The following is a 20,907-nucleotide window of genomic DNA, read 5'->3' on the forward strand; positions in this document are numbered from 1 at the left end:
CACCCGAGTGGGACGGACCCTGACGACAGGTCCGGTCCGACGGACCATGCGGCCGACGGCGAGGCGGCCGAGGCCCACCCGGCTGGCGGATCGCCTCCACGCGACGAGGACGAGCCGGCGGGCACCGACGCGGACGCGGGCCGGCGGGGACGGCGGGGACGGTCGCGGCGGACGCCGCGGGGGACGTTGTCGCGGGAGGTGCTGATGGCGGCGGCGATGGAGGTCGTCGACACCAACGGCGCGGGGGCGTTCAGCATGCGGGCGCTCGGCGGGTTCCTCGACTGCGACCCGACCGCGATGTACCGGCATTTCGCCACCAAGAACGCCCTGCTCGACGCGCTCGTCGACAGCGTCATCCGGGACGGGGTCGCGGACCTGCCGGAGACCGACGACCCGCGCGCCGACATCCGGGCGAACTTCCGCCAGCTCCGCCGCTCGCTGCTGGCCCACCCGACGCTGGCCCCGCTGGTGCTGCGCCGCCCGCCGGGCGTCGGCGCCTACTGGGAGCGCTCCGACCACGCCGTCGCCCAGCTCCACCGCGCCGGCATGGACCCGGCGGACGCGGCCAACGTCTACCAGACGCTGCTGTTCTACACCCTCGGCCACACCCTGTCGGAGGCCCGTCAGCTCGCCCGCGCGGTGGAGAAGGAGGGAGCGGGCGCCCGCGGTGGGCCGGTGGCGCAGGTGCGCCCGCCGGCGGAGCTCCATCCGGACCTGTCCGACGTCGCCCCGCACCTGCGGGAGGACAATGAGGCGCAGTTCCTCGCCGGGCTCGACCTGATCCTGCGCGACCTACCCCGATAGCCGTCCCCCGATAGCCGTCCTCCCCCGCCGCGGCGGGCCCAAGGCCGGGGGGCGGGACGTCCCGGGCACGGGCGGCCTAACCCGTGACGGGTACCCCGTGACGGTTACGGCCCGGCGCGGCCTTGCTACGGTACGAGCGAGCCCGTGGCCCCGAGCCGCCCGCGCGAAAAGCCCCGAATTCTCCCGGTGGGCCGCCGCGGCGCCACCCGCGGGTGACCGCGGACGGCCGGCTGTCGGCGCTGCGCCGGCGGGCGCGTGCCGGCGCCGGCGGCGGGCCGAGCGCCCGGTGCCGCGGGCCGGCCTGACGACGCCTACGAACCGAAGACGACGAGATCGGAGCACCGGATGAGGTTGCTCGACGGGCGGTCCATGGCCGCCGAGATCGGCCGGTACGTGATCGACGAGGCGGAGCGGCTGATGCTTGCCGGCAAGACGCCGACGCTGGCCGTGGTCCTGCCGAACGCGGACCCGGCCGCCCGCTCCTACACCCACATCATCGAACGGACCGCCGGCAAGGTCGGGGTTCGCTGCGAGCCGCACGAAGCCACCGCCGGGGCGGCGGCGCTGCTCGACACGGTCGACGCACTGGCCGCCGACCCGCTGGTCGACGGGATCATCGTCCAGACGCCGCTGCCCGCGGAGCTGAGCTCCCGTGAGGTCGGCGAGCACATCCCCGTCGCCAAGGACGTGGACGGGATGAACCCGGAGAGCCTGGGTCGGCTTGCCCTGGGGCTGCCGGGCTTCGCCCCGGCGACCGCCGCCGCGGTGGTGGAGATCCTCACCCGCGCCCGCATCCCGATGGCCGGCGCCCGGGTGTGCGTCATCGGCCGTGGGCCGGTCGTCGGCAAGCCGGTCTCGCTGCTGCTGCTCGCGGAGGACGCGACCGTCACCGTCTGCCATTCCCACACGAAGGACCTTGTGACGATCGCGCACGAGGCCGACATCATCGTGTCCGCGACGGGGGTGCCGGGCCTTGTCGGTGCCGGGTTCGTCCGGCCGGGGGCGACGGTCATCGACGTCGGCACCGCGGTCACCGTCGCCGGCCAGGTCGGCGACGTCGACGCCGCGGCCATCGCCTCGGTCGCCGGTGCCCTCACCCCCGTGCCGGGCGGAGTCGGCCCGGTGACCACCATGCTGCTGCTGCGCAACACGATCCGAGCCGCCCGCGCCGACTGACGGCGTGCGCCACGGTCCGCCAGGCCGGGGCGCACAGCTAGGCCGGGGCGCACAGCGGGTCGGCGAGGCGGACGCGGTTGCGGCCGTCGGCCTTCGCCCGATACAGGGCGGTGTCGGCGCGGGCGATGAGCGTGGACAGGTCGCCGGGCGACCCGTCCTGGGTCGCGACGCCCACCGACACGGTGACCGACAGCGGGGGTCGCCCGTCGAGCCGGCAGCGGGTGCCGGCGACCTGGCTGCGGATCCGCTCGGCGATGTCGAGGGCGTGCTCCCGTCCCGCCTCGGTGAGCAGGATGACGAACTCCTCGCCGCCGAAGCGGCCGACGAGGTCCCGCGGCCGGGCCGTGGCCCGCAGCGTGTCCGCGACGGCGAGCAGGATGACGTCCCCGATGAGGTGGCCGAAGCGGTCGTTGACCCGCTTGAAGTGGTCGATGTCGACGAGCAGCACCGACAGCGGCCGGCCGGCGCGGGCCGCCCGGCCGATCTCGCGCTCGGCGACCTGGCGCCAGTAGGCGGCATTGGCCAGGCGCGTCTTCGCGTCCGAGCGGGCGGCGAGCAGCAGGTCGGCGTGCAGCAGGCTGCGTTGCAGCAGCAGTACCGGCGGGGTCACGGCCAGCATGAGAAACGGGCTCGCCGCCCAGAGCACCGCCACCACAATCGACGAGCAGATCTCGGCGGCCCGCGCCGGCACCAGTTCCCGGCGGGCACGCCGCGGCGCCCGCGCGGGGGGCCCGGTCGGGCGGTGGACGTCGGCACCGGGCAGCCCGGCCGGGCCGTGGACGTCGACGCCGGACGGCGCTCCCCCGAGCCACGCGTCGAGGCCGTCGCCCCGACCCGCTCGGGCCATCCCGACCCCGGGCAGGCCGGCGACCAGCGGGTACACGGCCACGGCGGACAGGAACGCCAGTGCCGCGGAGCCCGAGCCGACCAGGCCCTCGACGGTGAACGGCCCCCTGGTCGGGCTAAGCAGCAGGTGCACACTGGACGCGCAGAAGCCGGCGATGCCCAGCGCCGCAGCATGGAACATCCGTAGGTGCGGCGGACGGATCGGGTCGGCGCGGCCGGCCAGCCAGCACAGCGGCAGGCCGATCACCGTCGGGTAGAACGGCGGCAGCAGCACGGCGACGGCCACGGTCCAGGTGGCGAGCAGGTCATGCCGGGCGGCCGAGGAGACGGTGAGGTCAGCCCCCAGCCGCCCGGACACCACCGCTGCGAACCCCCCGAGGGCGACGAACGCGGCGAACGCGAGCACGTCGACCCAGCGCGGCCGCAGCTCTGCCATCGCGACGCCGACCAGCGCGGCCCAGCACAGCGTGACCCCCACGACCCGGCGCACGACCGCCCGCGGCGCGCGCCACAGCATCCAGCCCCGCCCGACCAGCCGCGGCAGCACCCGGCACGGTCGGGGCGGCCGGTCCCCGCCCCCGCGGGCCCGCAACCGGCGGCCCCGGTCGGTCCGCGGGCCGCCGTTCCCAGAGCCGGGAAGGTCGAGGCCGGCCATGCGCAGCGCCGGCGGACAGGCGGCGGAGGGGCGCGGCTGCACCCGCGGGGGGCGCACCCGCAGCCGTCGCCACGCCCGGCGGGCGCCGCCCAGCAGTACGCAACGGGGGCGGCGTGGCAGTCGTAGGCGTAACGGCATTGGCGGATGGCCTTCCTCGTTCTCGTCCGCGGCCGTGGTCGGCCGGAACCGCCCGGTGAATCCAACCTCGTCGTTGCTACTCACAGTGAATCGTTGAGAACGAAGAGTACGAAGACGTTCGTGTCATTCGCAACCGTCGCAATGGCGCGGCTAACCGCTCCGCCGCGGCGGCCGACCGCATTCTCCCGCCGCGACGGGCCCCGAACTCGTTGCGGAAATGGCATCTGACCTGCGACGACGAATGGGGTGACGAAAGGGCCCGCGCCGGGGCCCACCGGCCGCCGTCCCCTCCACGACGCCCGCGGAGAGACCACACACGACACGCCCGGGAAACGGCATGGCTCCGCGTCTGGGACCAGTGCCGGCCGACCCGCGGACCAGCCGAGGACCAGTCCTCGCCCGGCTCAGGCGGTGCGGGCTCAGGTGGTGCGGGCGACCGCCTCGACCATCGCACCGGTCAGGGTGGCGACATCCGCCGGCGACGTGATGAACGGTGGCATCGTGTAGACCAGCCGCCCGAAGGGCCGCACCCAGACGCCGAGCTCCACCAGCAGCGGCTGGATCACCGCCATGTCGACCGGCTCCCGCGTCTCGATCACGCCGATGGCGCCGAGCACCCGCACGTCGGCCACCCCTGCCAGCTCCGCCGCCGGGGCGAGGCCCGCGCTGAGCCCCGCGGAGATCTCGGCGACCCGCGCCCGCCACGGCGAGGACAGCAGCAGCTCGACGCTGGCGTTCGCGACGGCGCTCGCCAGCGGGTTGCCCATGAACGTCGGGCCGTGCATGAACGCCCCGGCGGGCGAGTCGGACACGCCGGCGGCCACCTCGTCGGTGCACAGCGTCGCGGCCATCGACAGGTAACCACCGGTCAGCGCCTTGCCCACGCACATGATGTCGGGGCTGATCCCGGCGTGGTCGCAGCCGAACAGCTCCCCCGACCGGCCGAAGCCGACGGCGATCTCGTCGGCGATGAGCAGCACCCCGTGGTGGTCGCACAGCTCGCGCACCCTGGCGAGCCAGCCGGGTGCGTAGAAGCGCATGGCCCCGGTGCCCTGCACCACCGGTTCGAGGATGACCGCGGCGACCTCGTGGGCGTGCCGGGCGAGCAGCCGCTCGAACTCGGCGACGTCGGCGTCCTCACACGGCTCGTCGTAGGCGCGCCTCGGCGCCGGGGCGAACAGGTGGCGCGGCAGGAGCTGGCTGAACAGGTGGTGCATCCCGGCGTCCGGGTCACAGACGGACATCGCGCCGGAGGTGTCGCCGTGATAGCCACGACGGATGGTCAGCAGCCGGGTTCGCTCGGGCCGACCCCGGCCGGTCCAGTACTGCAACGCCATCTTGATGGCCACCTCGACGGCGACGGAACCCGAGTCGCAGAGGAACACCCGGCGCAACGGCTCGGGGGTGATCGCCACCAGCGTTTCGGCGAGGCGCACCGCCGGCTCGTGGGTCAGGCCGCCGAACATCACGTGCGACATCGACCCGATCTGGGTGCGCACGGCCTCGTCGAGCACGGGGTGCCGGTAACCGTGGATGGCCGCCCACCACGACGACATCCCGTCGATCAGCTCGCGGCCGTCCGTCAGTGTGAGGCGCACCCCGGCGGCGGACGACACGGCGAACAGCGGCCCGGTGTGCGACGCCGAGGCGTAGGGGTGCCAGACGGCCCGCCGGTCCCGAGCCACGAGATCGGCCCCGGCCGTCCCGTCCATTCCGCTCGACCCGCCGCCGGCTGGCGACGGGAGGCCCGGAGACGTCGAGGTTGGCACGGCGGCGACGGCGGAGGAGGGCTTCACCCCTCCCACTCTGGTACATCGGCGACGCGTGCGGGCTTCCCGGACGATGCGTGCACAACGCACGTCACGTCGCGCCGGCCCCCGATCGCCGGGCCCACCGGCCTCCCACCAGCCGCGATGCCCATCAGCCGTGCCCGACGGCAACGCCGCCCGGCGCACCGGGCAGGATGGGCGGCGTGGTCATCCCGATTCACGACATCAACCCGCTGAGCCGGCGGCCGATCATCACCTGGCTGCTGATCGCCGCGAACGTAGTGATCTTCATTTTCTTCGAGCCCGTGGTGAGCTCGGTCGCCGGGATCGGGACCTCGGCCCCACAGAATGTCTGCGAGCAGCAACGGTTCTTCCAGGAGTGGGGCGCGATACCCCGGGAGTTGGTGCACAACGCCCGGCTCTCGGCCGCCTACTCCGGCCACATCGGCGTCGACGCCGCCGGCAGTCCCGGATGCATCGTGCAGACGCCGCCGAACTTCGACAAGATTCCGGTGCTCTCGGTACTGACCGCGATGTTCCTGCATGGAAGCTGGCTTCACCTCATCGGCAACATGCTGTTTCTCGGAGTCTTCGGCAACAACCTCGAAGATCGCATGGGTAGGCTGTTCTACCTGCTGTTCTACCTGGTCTGCGGGTACGCCGCGACCTACGGCTTCGCGCTGTTCGAAAGCGGGTCGTCGAGCACCCTGATCGGCGCCTCGGGTGCCGTCGCCGGGGTGCTCGGCGCCTATCTCGTCCTGTTTCCAAGAGCTCGTGTCATCGGCCTGGTATCTGTGCTGTTCTTTCTGCCGTTCTGGTTGCCGGCCTGGATCGTCCTCGGTTTCTGGTTCGCGCTGCAGTACGTGTACTTCACGGGCTTCGGCGTCGCCGACGGGGGCGCGGTCGCCTACGGTGCGCACGTCGTCGGCTTCATCGTCGGGGCACTGCTCGTCGCACCGTTCATCCGCCGGCTACGCGCGGCCGGACCAGGCACGCCGCCCCGGGTGCCGCAGCACCGGTGGATCCGCGGAACCGGAGCCTCCGCCGCCGCCCGGCATCGCCGTAGCTACTGATCTTCCCTGATATGGGGTGACCTGCCTACGGAGGACCGGCTCCTCGGCGGTGCCGGTGTTAGGCGGCCTGGTCGTGTGGGGTCGGTGGTTGGTGGTTGCTGTGGAGGATGGCGTGGATGGATTCGTGGAGGTTGAGGGGGCCGCCGTCGAGGGTGTGGATGGCGGTGGGGTCGATGTGGCGGGTGGTGTCGGCGAGGGTGGTGGTGGGGTGGGGGCCGGGGTTGAGTGGTGGGGCGGGGGTGAGGGTGCGGCCGTCGGGGGTGCGGGCGTGGACGGTGCCGTCGGGGGTTCTGGTGAGGGTGATGTTGTCGTCGTGGATGGTGTGGTGGTGGGCGGAGCAGAGCAGGAGCAGACGGTCGATGTCGGTGTCGCCGCCGTCGGTCCACCGGTCGAGGTGGTGGATCTGGAGCCAGTGGGTGTGCTCGCAGCCCGGGTACTGGCACACACCCTGGTCGCGGGTGTAGACGGCGTCGCGTAGCCGGCGGGACGGCAGCCGGCGGCGCCGACCGAGGTGCAGCGGGTTGCCGTGAAGGTCGGTAAGCAGGACGCGGAGTAGCCCGTCACAGCCAAGCCGGTCCACGACCGGCCGGGGCATACCGATCCCCGAGTCGGTCTGCGCCCACCCCGGGATCCCGACCTGGGGCAACCCCACCCGACCCACCAGGCCGGTACCCGCCGCCTCCCCTGCCACCTCCTCCTCTGCTTCGTTCTCCCCCTGCGCCTCCTCGGCCGTCTCCCTCCCGGCTTCTGCTACTCCCGCCGGAGCCGGCCCCAGATCGTGACCGCCAACCGCCGCCCGCCCGGCCCCGTTGGCCCCGCCGACCCCGGAGGTGCTGGTGGTCGGGGTGGGGCTGGCGGCCGGGATGGCGGCGGTATCGAGAGCGAGGGTGAGCGTGAGGGTGTGGGTGGGGGTCATCAGGCCGGGTGCGGGCTGGTTGAGGAATCCGTCGGCCAGGGCCATCAGCGCGTCGGCGTCCTGCTGGCGGTCCCGGGGTGCCGCCACGATGTCCCCGTCGGCGGGCAGCCCCAGCCCCTCGCCATCACCCGACCCGCCAGACCCGCCGGGCTCGTCCGACCCGCCGGACCGGCTGGGCTCGCCGGACCGGGCAGGCGGGGTGGGGCATGTGGAGCGGTGGAGGCTGGCGTGGGCGGCGTCCAACGCCGCGAGCAGCCGGGCAGCGTCCTCGGCGGGCAGGACCGCAGTGAGGTGCAGCATCCCGTCGTCGTCGTACCGCCACCCCACCTTTCGCGCGGCCCGCCGCGCGGTCCGATCACCGGACACCTGCCGGTAGGCACGGACAACCCGTTCCAACTGGCCGGCGGTGCAATACCGGGCATGGGTCAACCACACCTGCTCGGTCGAGGCCTGCGCCACCCGGCTGACCGCACGGACCTTCGCATACGACAACGTCCCGGCAGCGAACGCCGCCCGGATCGCGGGAAGCCGTTCCAACGCATGCGCGGTCGCCAGATACTGCCGGGCCGTCCGCGACCCGATCCCGCACCGCCACGACAACCAGTGCGCACACGACCGCATCCCCACCCCCGACCAGCCCTCCCGCCGGTCAAACGCCGCCAGCAGCATCAACCAGCCACACGTCGCCGCTGCGAGCCGCCCCGCCCACCGACAGATCGACACCTCCAGATCCGCCACCGAACCAGCCTCCACATCCCCCTCGAACAGGAACCCCTCCCGATCCGGAACCGGCCCGCACACCGGAACCCCCTCGGGGACCGGAACCGCCTCGGGGACGGAATCCGGGACCGGCGCGGACACAGCCGTCGGAGTCGCCACAGAACCAACCATCATGATCACCGGGCCAGGGGTGTCGTGGACCATCGGACAGCGGCATGCTCCCACTCACCACTGACACTTTCCCGACCCCACCCACACCCCACAAGACCTCAACACCACCACACCCCGAACCGGCCCACCCAACACCGGCTCGGCCACCCAACCCCGACCCGGCCCGACTCCAGCGATCATGGTGCTCTCGAAGTCGGAAGCCACGTCCAGTCACATCCAGTCACATCCGGACGCTCGTGAGGTTCCGCGGAACCAGCCCCGCTCCAACTCCAACCCACACTCCGGCTCCGGCTCCGGCTCCGGCTCCGGCTCCGGCGATCATGATGTTCTCGAGCCGAGCCCCGACCCCGGCCCCGACGCTCACGGTGTTCCGCCGAACCGGGCCTCGCGTCTGATCGATCCCCGGCCCACGACGATCCCCACCCAGATCCGACCCGCGCCATCACCGCAACACTGTCACCGCACTCCCCCGTCGCGCTCCCGTTGCCGTCGCACTCCCGTCGCCATCGCACTCCCGTCGCCATCGCGCTTCTGCGCACGCGCTGAAGATTGGCTAAGCCCGGCGCGACGCCGGGGTGGACGGCCTTCAACCGACCGCTCACGGCACGCTCCTGACCAGGGGAAATTCCGCTGGCATCCGACGGTGCGGTGCGGCACGCTTGACCGGCTATGACCGACCCGCCCCCGATGTCCCCCGCCCGCGCCAGCGGTTCCGAGGCCCCCGCGCCCGGCGTGGGCGGAAACGTCTACCGGCGGACCCTCGCAACCCCCGGCGCGACCCGGTTCATCGGGCCGGCGTTCGTGGGACGGCTGCCGATCGCGATGCACGCGCTCGGCACGGTCCTGTTCGTGCAGGACCGTGCCGGCTCGTACGCCGTGGGTGGGGCGGTCGCCGCCGCCGGTGCGCTCAGCGAGGCGGTGTGCGTGCCGCGGGTAGGCCGCGCCCTGGACCGTTTCGGCCAGGCCAGGGTGCTGCTCGCCGGGCTCGCCGGGCACCTGCTCGGAGCGGCGGCGCTGCTGGTGACGGTATGGGCCGGCGCCCCCCGACCGCTGTGGTTCCTCGCCGCGGTGGTCGCCGGCGGCTGCCTGCCGCCCGTCGGGACCTGTGTACGGGCCCGATGGAGCGCGCTCCTGGGTGGTGGCGCGCTGTTGCCCGCCGCGCTGGCGCTGGAGGCGGCGATCGACGAGCTGGTGTTCATCCTGGGGCCCACCCTGGTGACGGCACTGGTCACCCTCGTCGAGCCCGCTGCCGGCCTGCTGGCGTCGGCGGTCCTGCTCGGCATCGGCGCCCTGGGGCTCGCGCTGCAGCATGGCACCGACCCGGGGCCCCGGCCGGCGTCGGCCGCGCCACCGGAGCGGATCATGCGACGGCCGGACACCCGCACCCTGGTCGCGATCGTGTTCGCGATCGGGATCGGCTTCGGCGGGATCGATGTGGCAATGGTCGCCTTCGCCCGCGAGGAGGGGCTGGCGGCCATCGGCGGGCTGCTGCTGGGCATGTTCGCGGCCGGCTCGGGAATCTCCGGTCTGATCACCGGCGCCCGCACGCACGACCGCCCGCTGCGGGCCCGGCTGCTGCGCTCGATCGCGCTGCTGACGGTCGGCCTCGCACTCCCTCTGGCCGGGGTCGGCGTGGCCACGATGATCCCGCTGGCCGTCCTCGCCGGCGCCACGGTGGCGCCCACGATGATCGACGCGAACGCGATGATGGAACGGATCGTCCCGCCGCACGCCCGCACCGAGGGCTTCGCCTGGCTCACGATGGCGGTGGTCGGCGGCCTCGCCGTGGGCTCCCCGTTGGCCGGCCGACTGATCGACACCGGGGGCGCACGGCTCGGCTACCTCGTGCCGGCGGGCGCGGGTCTGCTCGCCGGCCTGACGGCCCTGCTCGGGCGCCGGTACCTGCCGGACGTCGACGCCCGCGGCCCCGCCCCGGCCGGCGTCCAGCACCCCGCCTCCGCACCCGGAACCACCCGCGCGGCCACCCCCGCCGACTGACAGTCCCGGTACACGGCGCCGGGAGACTGTTCGCCCGGGGCGACCGCTCGCCCGACAGCCGCTCGCCGGGCAACGGTTCGCCACGGGCGGTTGGCCGGGCGGCGGTTCGCCGGAGGCCGTTCAGGAGGCGCTGTCGTCGCCCGCCGGGCCTGCGGTCCCCTCCCCGGTCCCAGCGTCAGCGGGGCCGGCGGTCTCGGCGGGGGGAGTCGGCGCTGCGGACGTGACCGGCGCAGCAGACGTGACCGGCGCAGCAGTCGCGGCGGCCGTGGCGGCGACCTCGGCGGGCCGGCGACGGAGCAGTCCACGCCGGGCCGCGGGACGGGCCGCCTCGGCGTCACCGCGCCGCTTGCGGCCCTTGCGCCCCGCCGCGGCGACCACGGTCGCGTCGTCGCCCATGCCCTCCGCTGCCTTCGCGGCGGGATCGGCGGCCTCGGCCTTCTCTGCAAGCTCGGGCTTCTCAGCAAGCTCGGCCGTCTCCGCGGCCCCGGCCGCATCGGCAGGCTCGACCCCGTCGACGGGCACAGTCCCGTCGACGGCAGCAATCCCGTCGACGGCCTCCGCCGCGTCGGCCGCCACAGTCTCTTCGTCGGGCTCCGCCGCAACGGCGGACTCGGCTACCTGAGCCGACACCTCACCGGCGGGCTCGGCGGCACCGGCATCGGCGGCCGTCCCGACGGTGGGCGTCGAGGGCAGCACCTCGGTGGCATCGGCTTCCGTCGAGGTCGCCGGGGTGGATCCATCGGGCGTGGCGGATCCTTCGGTGCCGGCGAGTCCTTCGGTGCCGACGGCTTCGACGGCGGTCTCGCCGGCTGCGGTCGGGTCCCCACTCGTCGCCGGTCCAGCCTCCGGCTGGGCCTCGGCCGACGGCGCGGCGGCCGGCTCGGCCGGCGCGGGCGCGGGCGGCTCGGCGGCGACCGGGTGGGGCGCGGGCGGCTCGGCGGCGGCCTTGCGGCCCCGGGAGGTGGGGACCGCGGCCGGGGCGGCCGGCGTCACGTCGAGGGCGACCGTCCGCCACCCCTCGAATACCTCGGTGACGGTGTAGCCGTCGGCGCTCAGCGCGTCGCGGAAGCGGATGAGCTGCTGGTAGGACAGTGCCAGATCCGCCGCGGCGACAGCGGTCTCCGCGCGCTGCGCACCGTCCGCGCCGTCGGCCGGATCCGCGTCCGGGAACGTCGCGACCGTCGCCGATACCCGATAGGTGGTCGAGGCGGCGGGGTTCACCGTCCCGGTCACGGTCCACGATCGGCTGGCGACCCGGCCGACGGGCGGCTCGAGTGGCTCGAGTGGCTCGCCCTCGGTCTGAGCGGCCAGCAGCGTGGCGATCTTCGCCCCGGCCGTCATGGGCACCGTGTCGTCGCTCCTACCCCATCGCACGCGCGCACGTCCTTTCCTCACGAAGTCGGCATCGTCCGCACGCCCGTTCGGCAGCGCCGGCGTCCCCCGGCCCCGGGGACGGCCCGGCCAACAGGCCGTCGGCGTGGGCGAGACCCGCATTCTGACGGACAGACCGGATGCGCTCCGCATCGGGGTGTGTTCCGACACAGCGGCGACATATCGGCGCAAACTAGCGGGAGGTCGGACATGATTGACGCACGCCAAGGAGCGAACGATCGGTGCGGCGCAGACATCGGCACGGATCACCGCGTGCGCGGGGCCCGCCGCCCCGCCCCAGAAATCGCCGGAGGCGTGGCGCGGATTTCCGCCGCGACAATCAGGTCATGATCACATACGGAAACTACACATAGCAGTTAAATGATTACCTAGCTGTTCCACGTCGGTGGCGACCTCACGGGCCACCCCGTTCGGGATGGCTCTGCAGACGGCGTTCCCGGCCCCCGCCGAGGCGCCCGCGGCGCGGCTCGCCGCCCCGTCCGTTCCGTCAAGCCAGCCCGGGCGTTGGACCACGAGCGTTATATTCTGGTTGCCGCACGTGACATACAGCGACGGTCTTCTACGACAGCGAGGTCGGGCGGAGTCAACGGTGTCAGATGAAGTGGCGGTCGGGTCCGGTGTCGGTGACGCCGCGTCCCCACCGTCGACCACCGGAATCATCAGGGTGTTCCTTCTTGACGACCACGAGGTAGTACGACGCGGGCTGCGGGATCTCCTCACCGAGGAACCCGACGTGGAGGTGGTCGGCGAGGCCGGTCGGGCCGACGAGGCACTCGGCCAGATCATCGCGCTGCGGCCGCAGGTCGCGGTGCTCGACGCACGACTGGAGGATGGCAGCGGCATCGAGGTCTGCCGCCAGGTGCGCTCGGCGGACCCCGGGATCGCCTGCCTCATCCTCACCTCCTTCGACGACGAGGAGGCGCTCTTCACCGCAATCATGGCCGGCGCCGCCGGCTACGTCCTCAAACAGATCCGGGGCACGGCTCTGGTGGACGCGGTCCGCCAGGTGGCCGCGGGCAAGTCCCTGCTCGACCCGGCGGTCACGCCGCGGGTGCTGGTGCGTCTGCGGGAGGGGCCGGCCGAGGACGAGCGGCTCGCCGGCCTGACCGACCAGGAACGGCGCATCCTGCGGCTGATAGCGGAGGGGCTCACGAACCGCCAGATCGCCAGCCGAATGTTCCTCGCCGAGAAGACGGTGAAGAACTACGTATCCAGCATGCTGGCCAAGCTCGGCCTGGAGAGCCGAACCCAGGCCGCCGTCTTCGCCACCCGCCTGAACACCTGACGCGGCCGGCCGGCGGGCGCTAGCGGGCGGCCGAGTCGTCCGCCGGCGAGTACGCGTGCAGTGCTCCCGGCGGGGTGATGAGCGGGACCCGCCAGGTCACGGTCGTGCCGACGCCGTTCTCGCCGGGGCCGAACCCCATCCGGCCGCCCAGGTCCAGCGCCCGCCGGCGCAGGTTCGCCAGCCCACTGCTGCGGGAGGCCCCGCCGGGACCGCAGCCGTCGTCGCGGACCTCGACGAGGACGTCCACACCGGTCACCCGCAGCAGCACGTCGATGCGGGTGGCCCGGGCATGCCGAGCGATGTTGGACAGCGCCTCCCGCAGTGCGGCGAGCATGTGCGGGCGGATCGCCGCGGGCACCCGGCGGTCGATCGGCCCGTCCACCCGGATCGTGGGGCTGATGCCGAGCGCGCGCTCGGTCTGGGCGACGATCGACCGGATCTCGGTGCCCAGGTCGTCGCCGTCGAGGTCGGCGACCGTCAGCGAGAAGATGGTCTGGCGGATGTCGGCGATGGTCTGGTCGAGCTCGTCGGCGGCGACATGCAGCCGCCCCGCCGCCTGACCGTCCAGGACGCGGGCGAGGCTCTGCATCTGCAGGCCCGTCGCGAACAGCCGCTGGATCACGACGTCGTGCAGGTCACGGGCGATCCGGTCGCGCTCCTCGAACACCGCGAGGCGCTCGCGGTCGCGGTGGATGCGGGCGAGTTCGAGCGACAGGGCCGCCTGACCGGCGAAGGCGGCGGCCATCTCCAGGTCGAGGCCGCTGAAGGTCTCGAACGGGCCGCTCGTGCCGAGGACGAGGATGCCCAGCGCCCGGCCGCCCGCCATGAGCGGCACCACCATCCCGACCGTGGCCGCCGCGTGGGGGGTCTCCGGGCCGAGCAGCGGACCGCCGGGCGCGCCGGCGCCGACGAGCACGGCCCGCCCGGTACGCATCGCCTCGGTCATCCGCTCGTTGCCGGTGAAGACCCGGCCGCGCAGGTGCTCCTGGCCCGGCCCGTCCACCACCCCGACGACCAGACCGGCGGCGTCGGGGACGAGGATCGCCGCCAGGCGTGCGGCGGTCGCCTGCCGGGCGCGGCGCGCCACCAGCTCGAGGGCCTCCTCGGGATCGGCCACCGACAGCAGCGCCGTGGTGATCTCCGCGCTGGCGGACAGCCAGGCCTGGCGGCGCCGCGTCGCCTCGTACAGGCGGGCGTTCTCGATCGCGAAGCCGACTGCGGCGGCCAGGGCGCAGGCCAGGCTCTCGTCCTCCCGGCTGAACTCGCCGCCGCCCCGCTTGGCCCCGAGGAACAGGGTGCCGAACGCCTCTCCGCGCACCATGATCGGGACGTTGAGGAAGGTGTCGAAGCGGGGATGACCCGGGGGGAAGCCGACGGCGGCCGGATGGCCCGCGACGTCGGCGACGCGCAGCGGGCGGGGATGGCGCAGGCTCTCCCCGATCAGACCGCGGCCCAACGGCAGCCGGCCGATCGTCCCGGGCACGCCCTCGGCGAAACCGACGTGGATGAGCTCGGTGATCTCGCCGGCCTCGCCGATGACCCCGAGGGCGCCGTATTCGGCGTCGACGAGCTGGCTGGCGGCCTGCGCGATGCGGCGCAGCGTGACCGGCAGGCTCAGTTCGCGGGCGACGTCGACCACCGCGTCGAGCAGGCCCTGCATCCGCGACTGCATCGAGGCCACCTCGTCGACCTGCGCGGACAGGCGGGTGCGCAGCTCGTCGAGAGGCGAGGGATCGTCCGCGGCCGACACCGCCCACGGGCGTCCACCGGAGGGCACAACAGTCATCGCGGGTGATTCCTCCTCGCTCCGCCCGGCTCCCAGCCGGGCCCCTCGGCGAAGAGCGGCCGCCCGAAGGTGGGATCACTCTGGCGTGCAGGATATCCACCGGGGCGATGGCGGGGAATATCCTCGGCGGCGGCCCGGGTCCCTTCCGCCGCCGGCGCCCGGGTCCGCCGCCTCCACGCCGCCCGGCGCGGCTTCGACGCGGCGAGACGTGGAGTGCGGACCGCAAGCAGAAGTACAGTGTGCTGCATGGCAGTGCTGCGTCCTCTCCTGCACCGCGACCGCGTGACGGACCTGGGTCGGGCCGTCAGCGCGGCGTGTACCGGGCGGGTCTGAGGCGCCTCGTCGTCGCCGTCCCCGCGGGCGCCCAGCGCACCGCGGCGCAGTCCGCGGTCGATCGGCCGCCCCCGCGCCGGGTTCCCACCCGGGTGGGTTGACTGACGAGTTCCGCCGCCGCTCGGCCGTGTCGTCGCCGGCGGATCGACGCGCGCCCAGCCCCGTCCGCCGCCTTCCGGTCCCCACCGCGCCGGGCCGACCGAACGCCCCCACGCGCTCCTGCGAGCGTGCCCCGCCGCCCGCTCGTGGCGGCCCTGCGGGGCGGACGGTCGACCGCGCGGATCCCCGCCCCCCGCCGGCCGTCCTCCTCCCGGCCGACCCGGTGGCACCGTTCGCCTCCACCGCCCTGGGAGTCCCCGTGCCTCTGCTGCACCCGGCGCTCGTCGCCGACCCGGCCCGTCACGCCGAACCCTTCCTGCCTGCGCCCCACCTGCCGGCCGAGTGCCTCAGCGACGAACCGGGCACCGTCGACCTGGCGACGCTGCGGGACCTGACTGCGGCCTTCGCCGCCGTGCCGGAGATCTGGCGCCCGGTGATCCACCACCGTCCCGACCGCCGTTGGTACACGCGGCTGCTGCTCTCCGCGACGGTCGAGGTGTGGTTGATCGGGTGGTTTCCGGGGCAGCAGACCGAGGTGCACGACCACGGGGGCGCGCTGGGGGCGATGACGGTCGCCGAGGGGCGCGTCGAGGAGGACCGGTACGACCGGCACTGGACGATCACGCGCGTCCGCGAGCACCTGGCCGGCTCGTCCGTCGGGTTCGGCGCGGAGCACGTGCACCGGGTCGCCAACCGCGGGCAGGAGGTCGCCACGACCATCCACGCGTACTCCCCACCGGAGCTGCCGATGCGCTTCGCGCCGACGCAGGACGGCACCGACGTACGGGCCGCAGCAGTCCCGGCATCGGTGGTCCCGGCATCGGTGGTCCCGGCACCGGCGCTCGGGACCCCGGCTGGGCGGGGCGTCGCGGCCGTCGGCGGCGCGCGGTGACCGCCGGCGGGAGCAGGATCGACGGGATGCTCGCCGCGGCCCGCTCCCGCCTGCGCCGCCTCGAGCCCGCCGAGGCGGCGCAGGCGCTGGCCGAGGGCTCGGGCAGCGTCCTCGTCGACATCCGGCCCGCCGCCCAACGGGCCGCGGAGGGGGAGATCCCCGACGCCGTGATCGTCGAACGCAACGTGCTCGAATGGCGCTTCGACCCCACCAGCGACGCCCGGCTGCCGATCGCGACCGGCGACGATCTTCAGGTCATCGTGATCTGCTCCGAGGGCTACACCTCCAGCCTGGCGGCCGACGCGCTGCGCCAGCTCGGCCTGCGGCGGGCCACCGACGTGATCGGCGGATACCACGCCTGGGCCGCCGCGGGCCTGCCGATCCGCGGCGGTGCGTGACCGGTCCGACGCCGATCGCCCCACCCGGTGGTACGCCATCGGGCTTTTGCCCGTACCCCGAACCCCACCTGCGGCGCTTGCACCAGCAAAGGCGTCGAATGTGGTTCTGCGCACATTTCGCGGCCGAATCCGGCCCGGTGGCGCCCCCCGGACGGGGTTCCCCCGTTCGTCATCTGCCCGCAACGCGGCCGCGCGCGGCGCCGAGTGGGCGATCGTAGTCCTCTCGGTGAGGGCCTCGGTGTCCCGTGTCGGCCACCGGACAGCGATCTCCCGGGCGCCCGTTTCCGCTGCCCACCAGCGATTCTCCCCCGGCGGGCAGCCTCGCCCCGCAGTTGGCCGCCACCCCCATCAAGATCATCCAGCTTGGCTCACGCCGCCGCGGATCGCCCACACGGCGTCCCGGGGCGCGCCCCGACGGCCCGCGGGAGCACTCCGGACGTCTGCGTTCCGGAACCCTTGCTATCCGGTCGAGAGGCGTCTACGTTCCTCGGTTAACGAGACGAGACGGGATCGTTTCCGAGTGGAGCCCACCCCCGGTATGCCAGGCGAATGGCGCCGTCGGCGGATTCCTCCCGGAGCCCCAGGGGGCTTCTCGCCGCAACAAGGTTGACCTGCCTGTCTGGGGTGTCGCGCTACGCCGGATTTGGCGGTCTGCAAAAGCATGTGTCCGCCTTTGCAACGTCAGCAGGAGACGGTATGCCCAGTCAGCCCAGCGTGCTATCTGCCAGAAGCTCCGCCGCACTCAGTTTCCTGTTCGCCGCGTGCCACTGCGTCTGCGGTGATGCCCGATGAGCGCCGGGGTACCCGTTCTTCCCGGTCGTGACCTGCCGCCGCAGCCGTTCGGCGCCGGTTGGCCCGCCTACTGGCGCCAGGACGCGGCCTGCCGCGACGGCGATCCGGACGCCTTCTTCCCGCCGGACGGCCGTAACACCAAGGCCCGCGCCGCCGCCGAGACCCGCGCCCGCAAGATCTGCTCGGACTGCCCGGTGCAGCGTCCCTGCCTGGCCACCGCGATCTTCCGGCAGGAGGAGCACGGCGTGTGGGGTGGGCTGACCTCGGACGAGCGCGCCACCGTCGTTCCCCGCGGCCGCCTGAGCGCCGACGACGCGCTGGTGTTCGCCGACCGCCTGCTGCTGTCGGCCTCCGTCGCGAGCTGACCCTCTAGTACCGCTGACCCTCTAGTACTGCTGACCGCCTGGTACTGCAGTCCCCCCGGTACTGCTGACTGCCTGGTACTACTGACTGCCTGGTACTACTACGGCCCCAGAGACGGTACGGCGAACGGCCCGACCCCCACGCGGGGCCGGGCCGTTCGCCGTCAAGTTCCCCGGCTGGTACATTTCCGCATTCCAGAACAGCTCGACACGGCCATGCACGGGAATGCGGGTGAAGTCATGTTCTCCACGCGCGGTATCAGATCACTCGGCGGTGTCGGGTGAGCTCGCCCCGCCGGCTGCTGCTGCTGCGTCACGCCAAGTCCGACTGGGCCGACGGTTCCATCCCGGACATCGACCGGCCGCTGTCCGACGCCGGGCGCCGCGGGTGCCGGCTCGTCGCCCGCCACCTCGCCGCCAACGGGCTGTCCCCGGATCTCATCCTGTGCTCGGCCGCCCTGCGGACCAGGCAGACCGTCGCCGGCATCGCCGAGGCGCTGCCGGCGAACGTGCCGGTGCTGGTCGAGGACCGCCTCTACCTGGCGGAGGCACAGGCCCTGCTGGAACGGCTGCACGAGGTCGACGACGGAGTGCCGAGCGTCCTGCTCGTGGGACACAACCCCGGCATCCACACGCTCGCCGTGGCACTGCTCGCCCCCGACGAACGCTTCCGGATCCCCACCTTCCCGACCGCCGCGCTCGCGGTCGAGGACCTTGCCGTGTCGCGGTGGGCCGAACTTGGCCAGGATTCGACCCGGCTCGTCTCCTACGTCACTCCCCGCGCGCTGCGCGCGGGAGCCGACCCCCCGACCGCCTCGAGCTGAGCGCGGGTCGCCGCCCGACTCGCCAGGCTCAGTACGCCTGCTCCATGATCCGGGAGGCCAGGGCGACGACGCCGCCACCGACCAGCAGCACGGCGGTGACGATCCACAGCGGCACCGAGGCGAAGATGAGCGCGAAACACCCGATCACGAAGCCCGCGATCAGCAGCAGCACCGCCAGCCACGAACCCGTGTTGGCCTTGTGGTGACCGGTCTCACTCGCCACGTCCACTCCTGTCCCTCTCATCCCACCGCCTGCCGGCGGTGGGATGCGCCTCGTTCCCGCTGCGAGACTACCTGCGAACACCGATGGCGGATGCCCGGGGCCGATGTGCATTCGCCCCTTCTTCCGACCCGTCCGGGCGGGCGGGTCGGCAGGGTGGTACCCGGACCGCAGGACCTCTCTCGGCTCATCCGGGCTCAGATGAACCCGGCGATCCGGCGCAGATCGACGAGCTGGTCGTCGAGCCAGCGCCGGACGTCGTGGGTGCGGACCTGTTCGGCGGCGGCGGCGAGCCGGCGGTGGCGCTCCTCCATCGGCATCGTCAGCGCCGTGTACAGGGCGTCGGCCATCTGCTGGACGTCGAACGGCTGGAGGGTCACCGCGAACTCGCCGAGCTCCTCATGGGCACCGGCCATCTCGGACAGGGCCAGCACGCCGCCGCGGCGGTTGACGACCGCCACCTCCTTCGCGACAAGGTTCATCCCGTCGGCGATCGCGTTGACGATCAGCACGTCGCAGATCGAGTAGGCCGCCACGGCCAGCGGGAAGTCCTCCACCATCCGCAGGTCGATCGGCTGGCGGCCCTCCTTGGTGTGCCGGGCGTTGATCTCGGCGACCAGGGCGCCGATGAGCGCGATGTAGTCGGCGTACTCCGGGACGTCGGTGCGGCTGGGCTGCAGCAGGGCGAGGAAACTGACCTTGCCGACCAGCTCGGGATGCTGGTCGAGCAGCGTGCCGAAGGCGAGGAAGCCCCGCACGACGTTCTTGCTCGGGTCGGTGCGGTCGACGCGCAGGATGAGCTGGCGATCGTCGTCGAGGAAGAGGTAGCGCAGCATCGCGATGTGCGCCGCGACCTCCTCCGATGCCTGAGTGGCGTCGAGCGCGGCCGCGTCGACCGAGATCGGGTAGTAGCGGGCGCGGACCACCCGGTCCCCGACGGTGACGGTGAGCTGCTCCAGGTCGACGGGCAGGCCGAGGAGCTCCTGGGCGCACAGGACGAAGTTGCGGGCGTAGCGGCGGGTGTGGAAGCCGACGACGTCGCTGCCGAGCAGCCCGCGCAGCAGCCGCTCGCGGATGTCGCCGGGCAGGATGCGCCACTCGTCCGGGCCCGGCCAGGGGATGTGCACGAAGTGGGTGAGCACGACGTCGGGGCACTGCTCGCGCACCCAGTCGGCGACCAGGTAGAAGTGGTAGTCCTGCAGCAGGACGAGGGCCTTGCCCCCACGGGCGCGCACCTCGTCGACGACCGCGTCGGCGTAGGCGCGGTTGACCGCCGCGTACCCGTTCTCGAAGGCGTCGTGCTCGGCCCGGGTCAGCACCGGCGCGAGCGACCGGCCGTAGAGGCCGTGCTGGATGAACCAGAGGATCGGGTTGGACCACACGCTGTAGAAGTCGGCGTAGGCGGTCGGGTCGGTGACGACCAGGCGGACCCGGATCGCCGGGCCGTCCGGCTCGCCGTCCACCACGTGGGCCTGGGGAGCGGTCTGGACGAGGATCGAGCTGCCCGCGCTCTCCGCGGCGACGGCGGCGTCCTCCTCACCGGCGGCGCCACAGACCCAGACGGCGTCGTCGAGGTGTTCGGCGAGTCCGGACAGGGCCGACACGAGGCCCCCCGCGCCCCGGTTCACGGTGCGACCGGAGGCGTCCCGGTCGAAGCTGACAGGACCGCGGTTGGACAGGAGTACGAGAGGCAGGTCGAGGGGGATGAAGTCCGACACGGCGGATGCAGCCTCCTGGTCACGGGCGGTACTCGGCGTCCGGTGCCGCTGATCGCTCGGAAGCCCGGGCGCACGGGGACAATCCGGACTGTAGTGAGCCCCGCTTTCGGATGCACCGCGTTGCGGGGCGCCTGAAGCGTTGTTACCCAGACCTTCATCTGGTCACTGTTGCCACCGGCGCGATATCCGTCCGTGACCCGCACTCCTCCCCATTGTGGGGATTCGGCCGCCTCCGGCGACATCGGGTGTGCCGACGATCACGACAGGTGGACTACAGGCCGTCCCGGTAGTCCCGGACCTCCTGCACGGCCGAGCCCAGGGAGGCAAGCGACATCTGCAATGTGTCACGTGTCTCGACGAGCGCGCTCGTGAGCTGCTCGACGGCACGATGCTCGCTGCCGTCGGTCGCCGCGATCACCATCGCCTGCGCCTCTTCGATCATGCTCAGCGCGCCCTCGAGCTGGCCGGCCACCTCCTCGGTGCGCCGGAACGCCTCGTCGAGCTGCGCCTTGACGTCGGCGATCGTGCCTGACACCCGTC

At 73.2% G+C, this 20,907-nt stretch carries 17 protein-coding genes; 9 read left to right on the forward strand and 8 right to left on the reverse strand.

The annotated features are described in order from the left end of the window. The first annotated feature begins 204 nt into the window (after window positions 1-204). Both AC5R91_RS09285 and AC5R91_RS09290 read left to right on the forward strand, forming a co-directional pair. Entirely contained in the window at window positions 205-804 is a 600-nt protein-coding gene (locus AC5R91_RS09285) for a TetR/AcrR family transcriptional regulator (protein ID WP_495396745.1), read from the forward strand. 345 nt (window positions 805-1,149) lie between these two features. Beyond that, window positions 1,150-1,980 (forward strand): bifunctional 5,10-methylenetetrahydrofolate dehydrogenase/5,10-methenyltetrahydrofolate cyclohydrolase, encoded by an 831-nt coding sequence (locus AC5R91_RS09290; RefSeq protein ID WP_495396746.1) that lies wholly within the window; start codon window positions 1,150-1,152, stop codon window positions 1,978-1,980. A 37-nt stretch (window positions 1,981-2,017) separates the two neighbouring features. Here the strand turns inward: AC5R91_RS09290 and AC5R91_RS09295 are convergent, their stop codons facing one another. Further along, window positions 2,018-3,703 (reverse strand): GGDEF domain-containing protein, encoded by a 1,686-nt coding sequence (locus tag AC5R91_RS09295; RefSeq protein WP_495396747.1) that lies wholly within the window; start codon window positions 3,701-3,703, stop codon window positions 2,018-2,020. A gap of 335 nt (window positions 3,704-4,038) precedes the next feature. After that, the gene (bioA, locus tag AC5R91_RS09300; RefSeq protein ID WP_495396748.1) at window positions 4,039-5,331 is read right to left on the reverse strand and encodes an adenosylmethionine--8-amino-7-oxononanoate transaminase; all 1,293 of its coding nucleotides are present in this window, start codon (window positions 5,329-5,331) and stop codon (window positions 4,039-4,041) included. 260 nt (window positions 5,332-5,591) lie between these two features. On the opposite strand from bioA, the gene AC5R91_RS09305 reads away from it, so the two are divergent. Further along, window positions 5,592-6,461 (forward strand): rhomboid family intramembrane serine protease, encoded by an 870-nt coding sequence (locus tag AC5R91_RS09305; protein ID WP_495396749.1) that lies wholly within the window; start codon window positions 5,592-5,594, stop codon window positions 6,459-6,461. A 58-nt stretch (window positions 6,462-6,519) separates the two neighbouring features. Here the strand turns inward: AC5R91_RS09305 and AC5R91_RS09310 are convergent, their stop codons facing one another. After that, complete coding sequence (locus tag AC5R91_RS09310; protein WP_495397926.1) at window positions 6,520-8,130, reverse strand: HNH endonuclease signature motif containing protein; 1,611 nt, start codon at window positions 8,128-8,130, stop codon at window positions 6,520-6,522. Between the two features lie 807 nt (window positions 8,131-8,937). Here AC5R91_RS09310 and AC5R91_RS09315 point away from each other — a divergent pair. Further along, window positions 8,938-10,266, forward strand: coding sequence for an MFS transporter (locus AC5R91_RS09315; RefSeq protein WP_495396750.1), 1,329 nt, complete (start codon window positions 8,938-8,940; stop codon window positions 10,264-10,266). A 120-nt stretch (window positions 10,267-10,386) separates the two neighbouring features. On the opposite strand, the gene AC5R91_RS09320 is transcribed toward AC5R91_RS09315, so the two are convergent. Next, window positions 10,387-11,640 carry a hypothetical protein gene (locus AC5R91_RS09320; protein WP_495396751.1) on the reverse strand — a complete coding sequence of 418 codons (1,254 nt, stop codon included), beginning with the start codon at window positions 11,638-11,640 and terminating at the stop codon, window positions 10,387-10,389. A gap of 607 nt (window positions 11,641-12,247) precedes the next feature. Between AC5R91_RS09320 and AC5R91_RS09325 the strand changes: the two genes are divergently transcribed. Beyond that, entirely contained in the window at window positions 12,248-12,943 is a 696-nt protein-coding gene (locus AC5R91_RS09325) for a response regulator (RefSeq protein ID WP_082121665.1), read from the forward strand. Between the two features lie 19 nt (window positions 12,944-12,962). On the opposite strand, the gene AC5R91_RS09330 is transcribed toward AC5R91_RS09325, so the two are convergent. After that, window positions 12,963-14,729 carry a sensor histidine kinase gene (locus AC5R91_RS09330; protein ID WP_495396752.1) on the reverse strand — a complete coding sequence of 589 codons (1,767 nt, stop codon included), beginning with the start codon at window positions 14,727-14,729 and terminating at the stop codon, window positions 12,963-12,965. A gap of 691 nt (window positions 14,730-15,420) precedes the next feature. Here AC5R91_RS09330 and AC5R91_RS09335 point away from each other — a divergent pair. The 4 genes from AC5R91_RS09335 to AC5R91_RS09350 all read left to right on the forward strand — a co-directional run bounded on the left by AC5R91_RS09335 (window position 15,421) and on the right by AC5R91_RS09350 (window position 18,429). Next, window positions 15,421-16,053, forward strand: a complete 633-nt coding sequence (locus AC5R91_RS09335) for a cysteine dioxygenase (protein WP_495396753.1) — start codon at window positions 15,421-15,423, stop codon at window positions 16,051-16,053. 26 nt (window positions 16,054-16,079) lie between these two features. Further along, on the forward strand, window positions 16,080-16,451 hold the full coding sequence (locus AC5R91_RS09340; RefSeq protein WP_495396754.1) for a rhodanese-like domain-containing protein: 372 nt from the start codon (window positions 16,080-16,082) through the stop codon (window positions 16,449-16,451). 788 nt (window positions 16,452-17,239) lie between these two features. After that, window positions 17,240-17,608 carry a WhiB family transcriptional regulator gene (locus AC5R91_RS09345; protein WP_011603451.1) on the forward strand — a complete coding sequence of 123 codons (369 nt, stop codon included), beginning with the start codon at window positions 17,240-17,242 and terminating at the stop codon, window positions 17,606-17,608. Window positions 17,609-17,886: 278 nt separating this feature from the next. Then, window positions 17,887-18,429, forward strand: a complete 543-nt coding sequence (locus tag AC5R91_RS09350; protein WP_495396755.1) for a SixA phosphatase family protein — start codon at window positions 17,887-17,889, stop codon at window positions 18,427-18,429. A 28-nt stretch (window positions 18,430-18,457) separates the two neighbouring features. Here AC5R91_RS09350 and AC5R91_RS09355 read toward each other — a convergent pair whose 3' ends face one another. From AC5R91_RS09355 to AC5R91_RS09365, 3 genes are all read right to left on the reverse strand, one after another. Next, entirely contained in the window at window positions 18,458-18,652 is a 195-nt protein-coding gene (locus AC5R91_RS09355) for a hypothetical protein (RefSeq protein WP_495396756.1), read from the reverse strand. Window positions 18,653-18,846: 194 nt separating this feature from the next. After that, window positions 18,847-20,367 carry an alpha,alpha-trehalose-phosphate synthase (UDP-forming) gene (locus AC5R91_RS09360; RefSeq protein WP_495396757.1) on the reverse strand — a complete coding sequence of 507 codons (1,521 nt, stop codon included), beginning with the start codon at window positions 20,365-20,367 and terminating at the stop codon, window positions 18,847-18,849. A 271-nt stretch (window positions 20,368-20,638) separates the two neighbouring features. Continuing rightward, a complete protein-coding gene (locus AC5R91_RS09365) occupies window positions 20,639-20,902 on the reverse strand; it encodes a hypothetical protein (protein WP_009739496.1) in 264 nt (87 codons plus the stop codon). Window positions 20,903-20,907 lie beyond the last annotated feature (5 nt).

Source organism: Frankia sp. BMG5.60, from assembly GCF_059428125.1.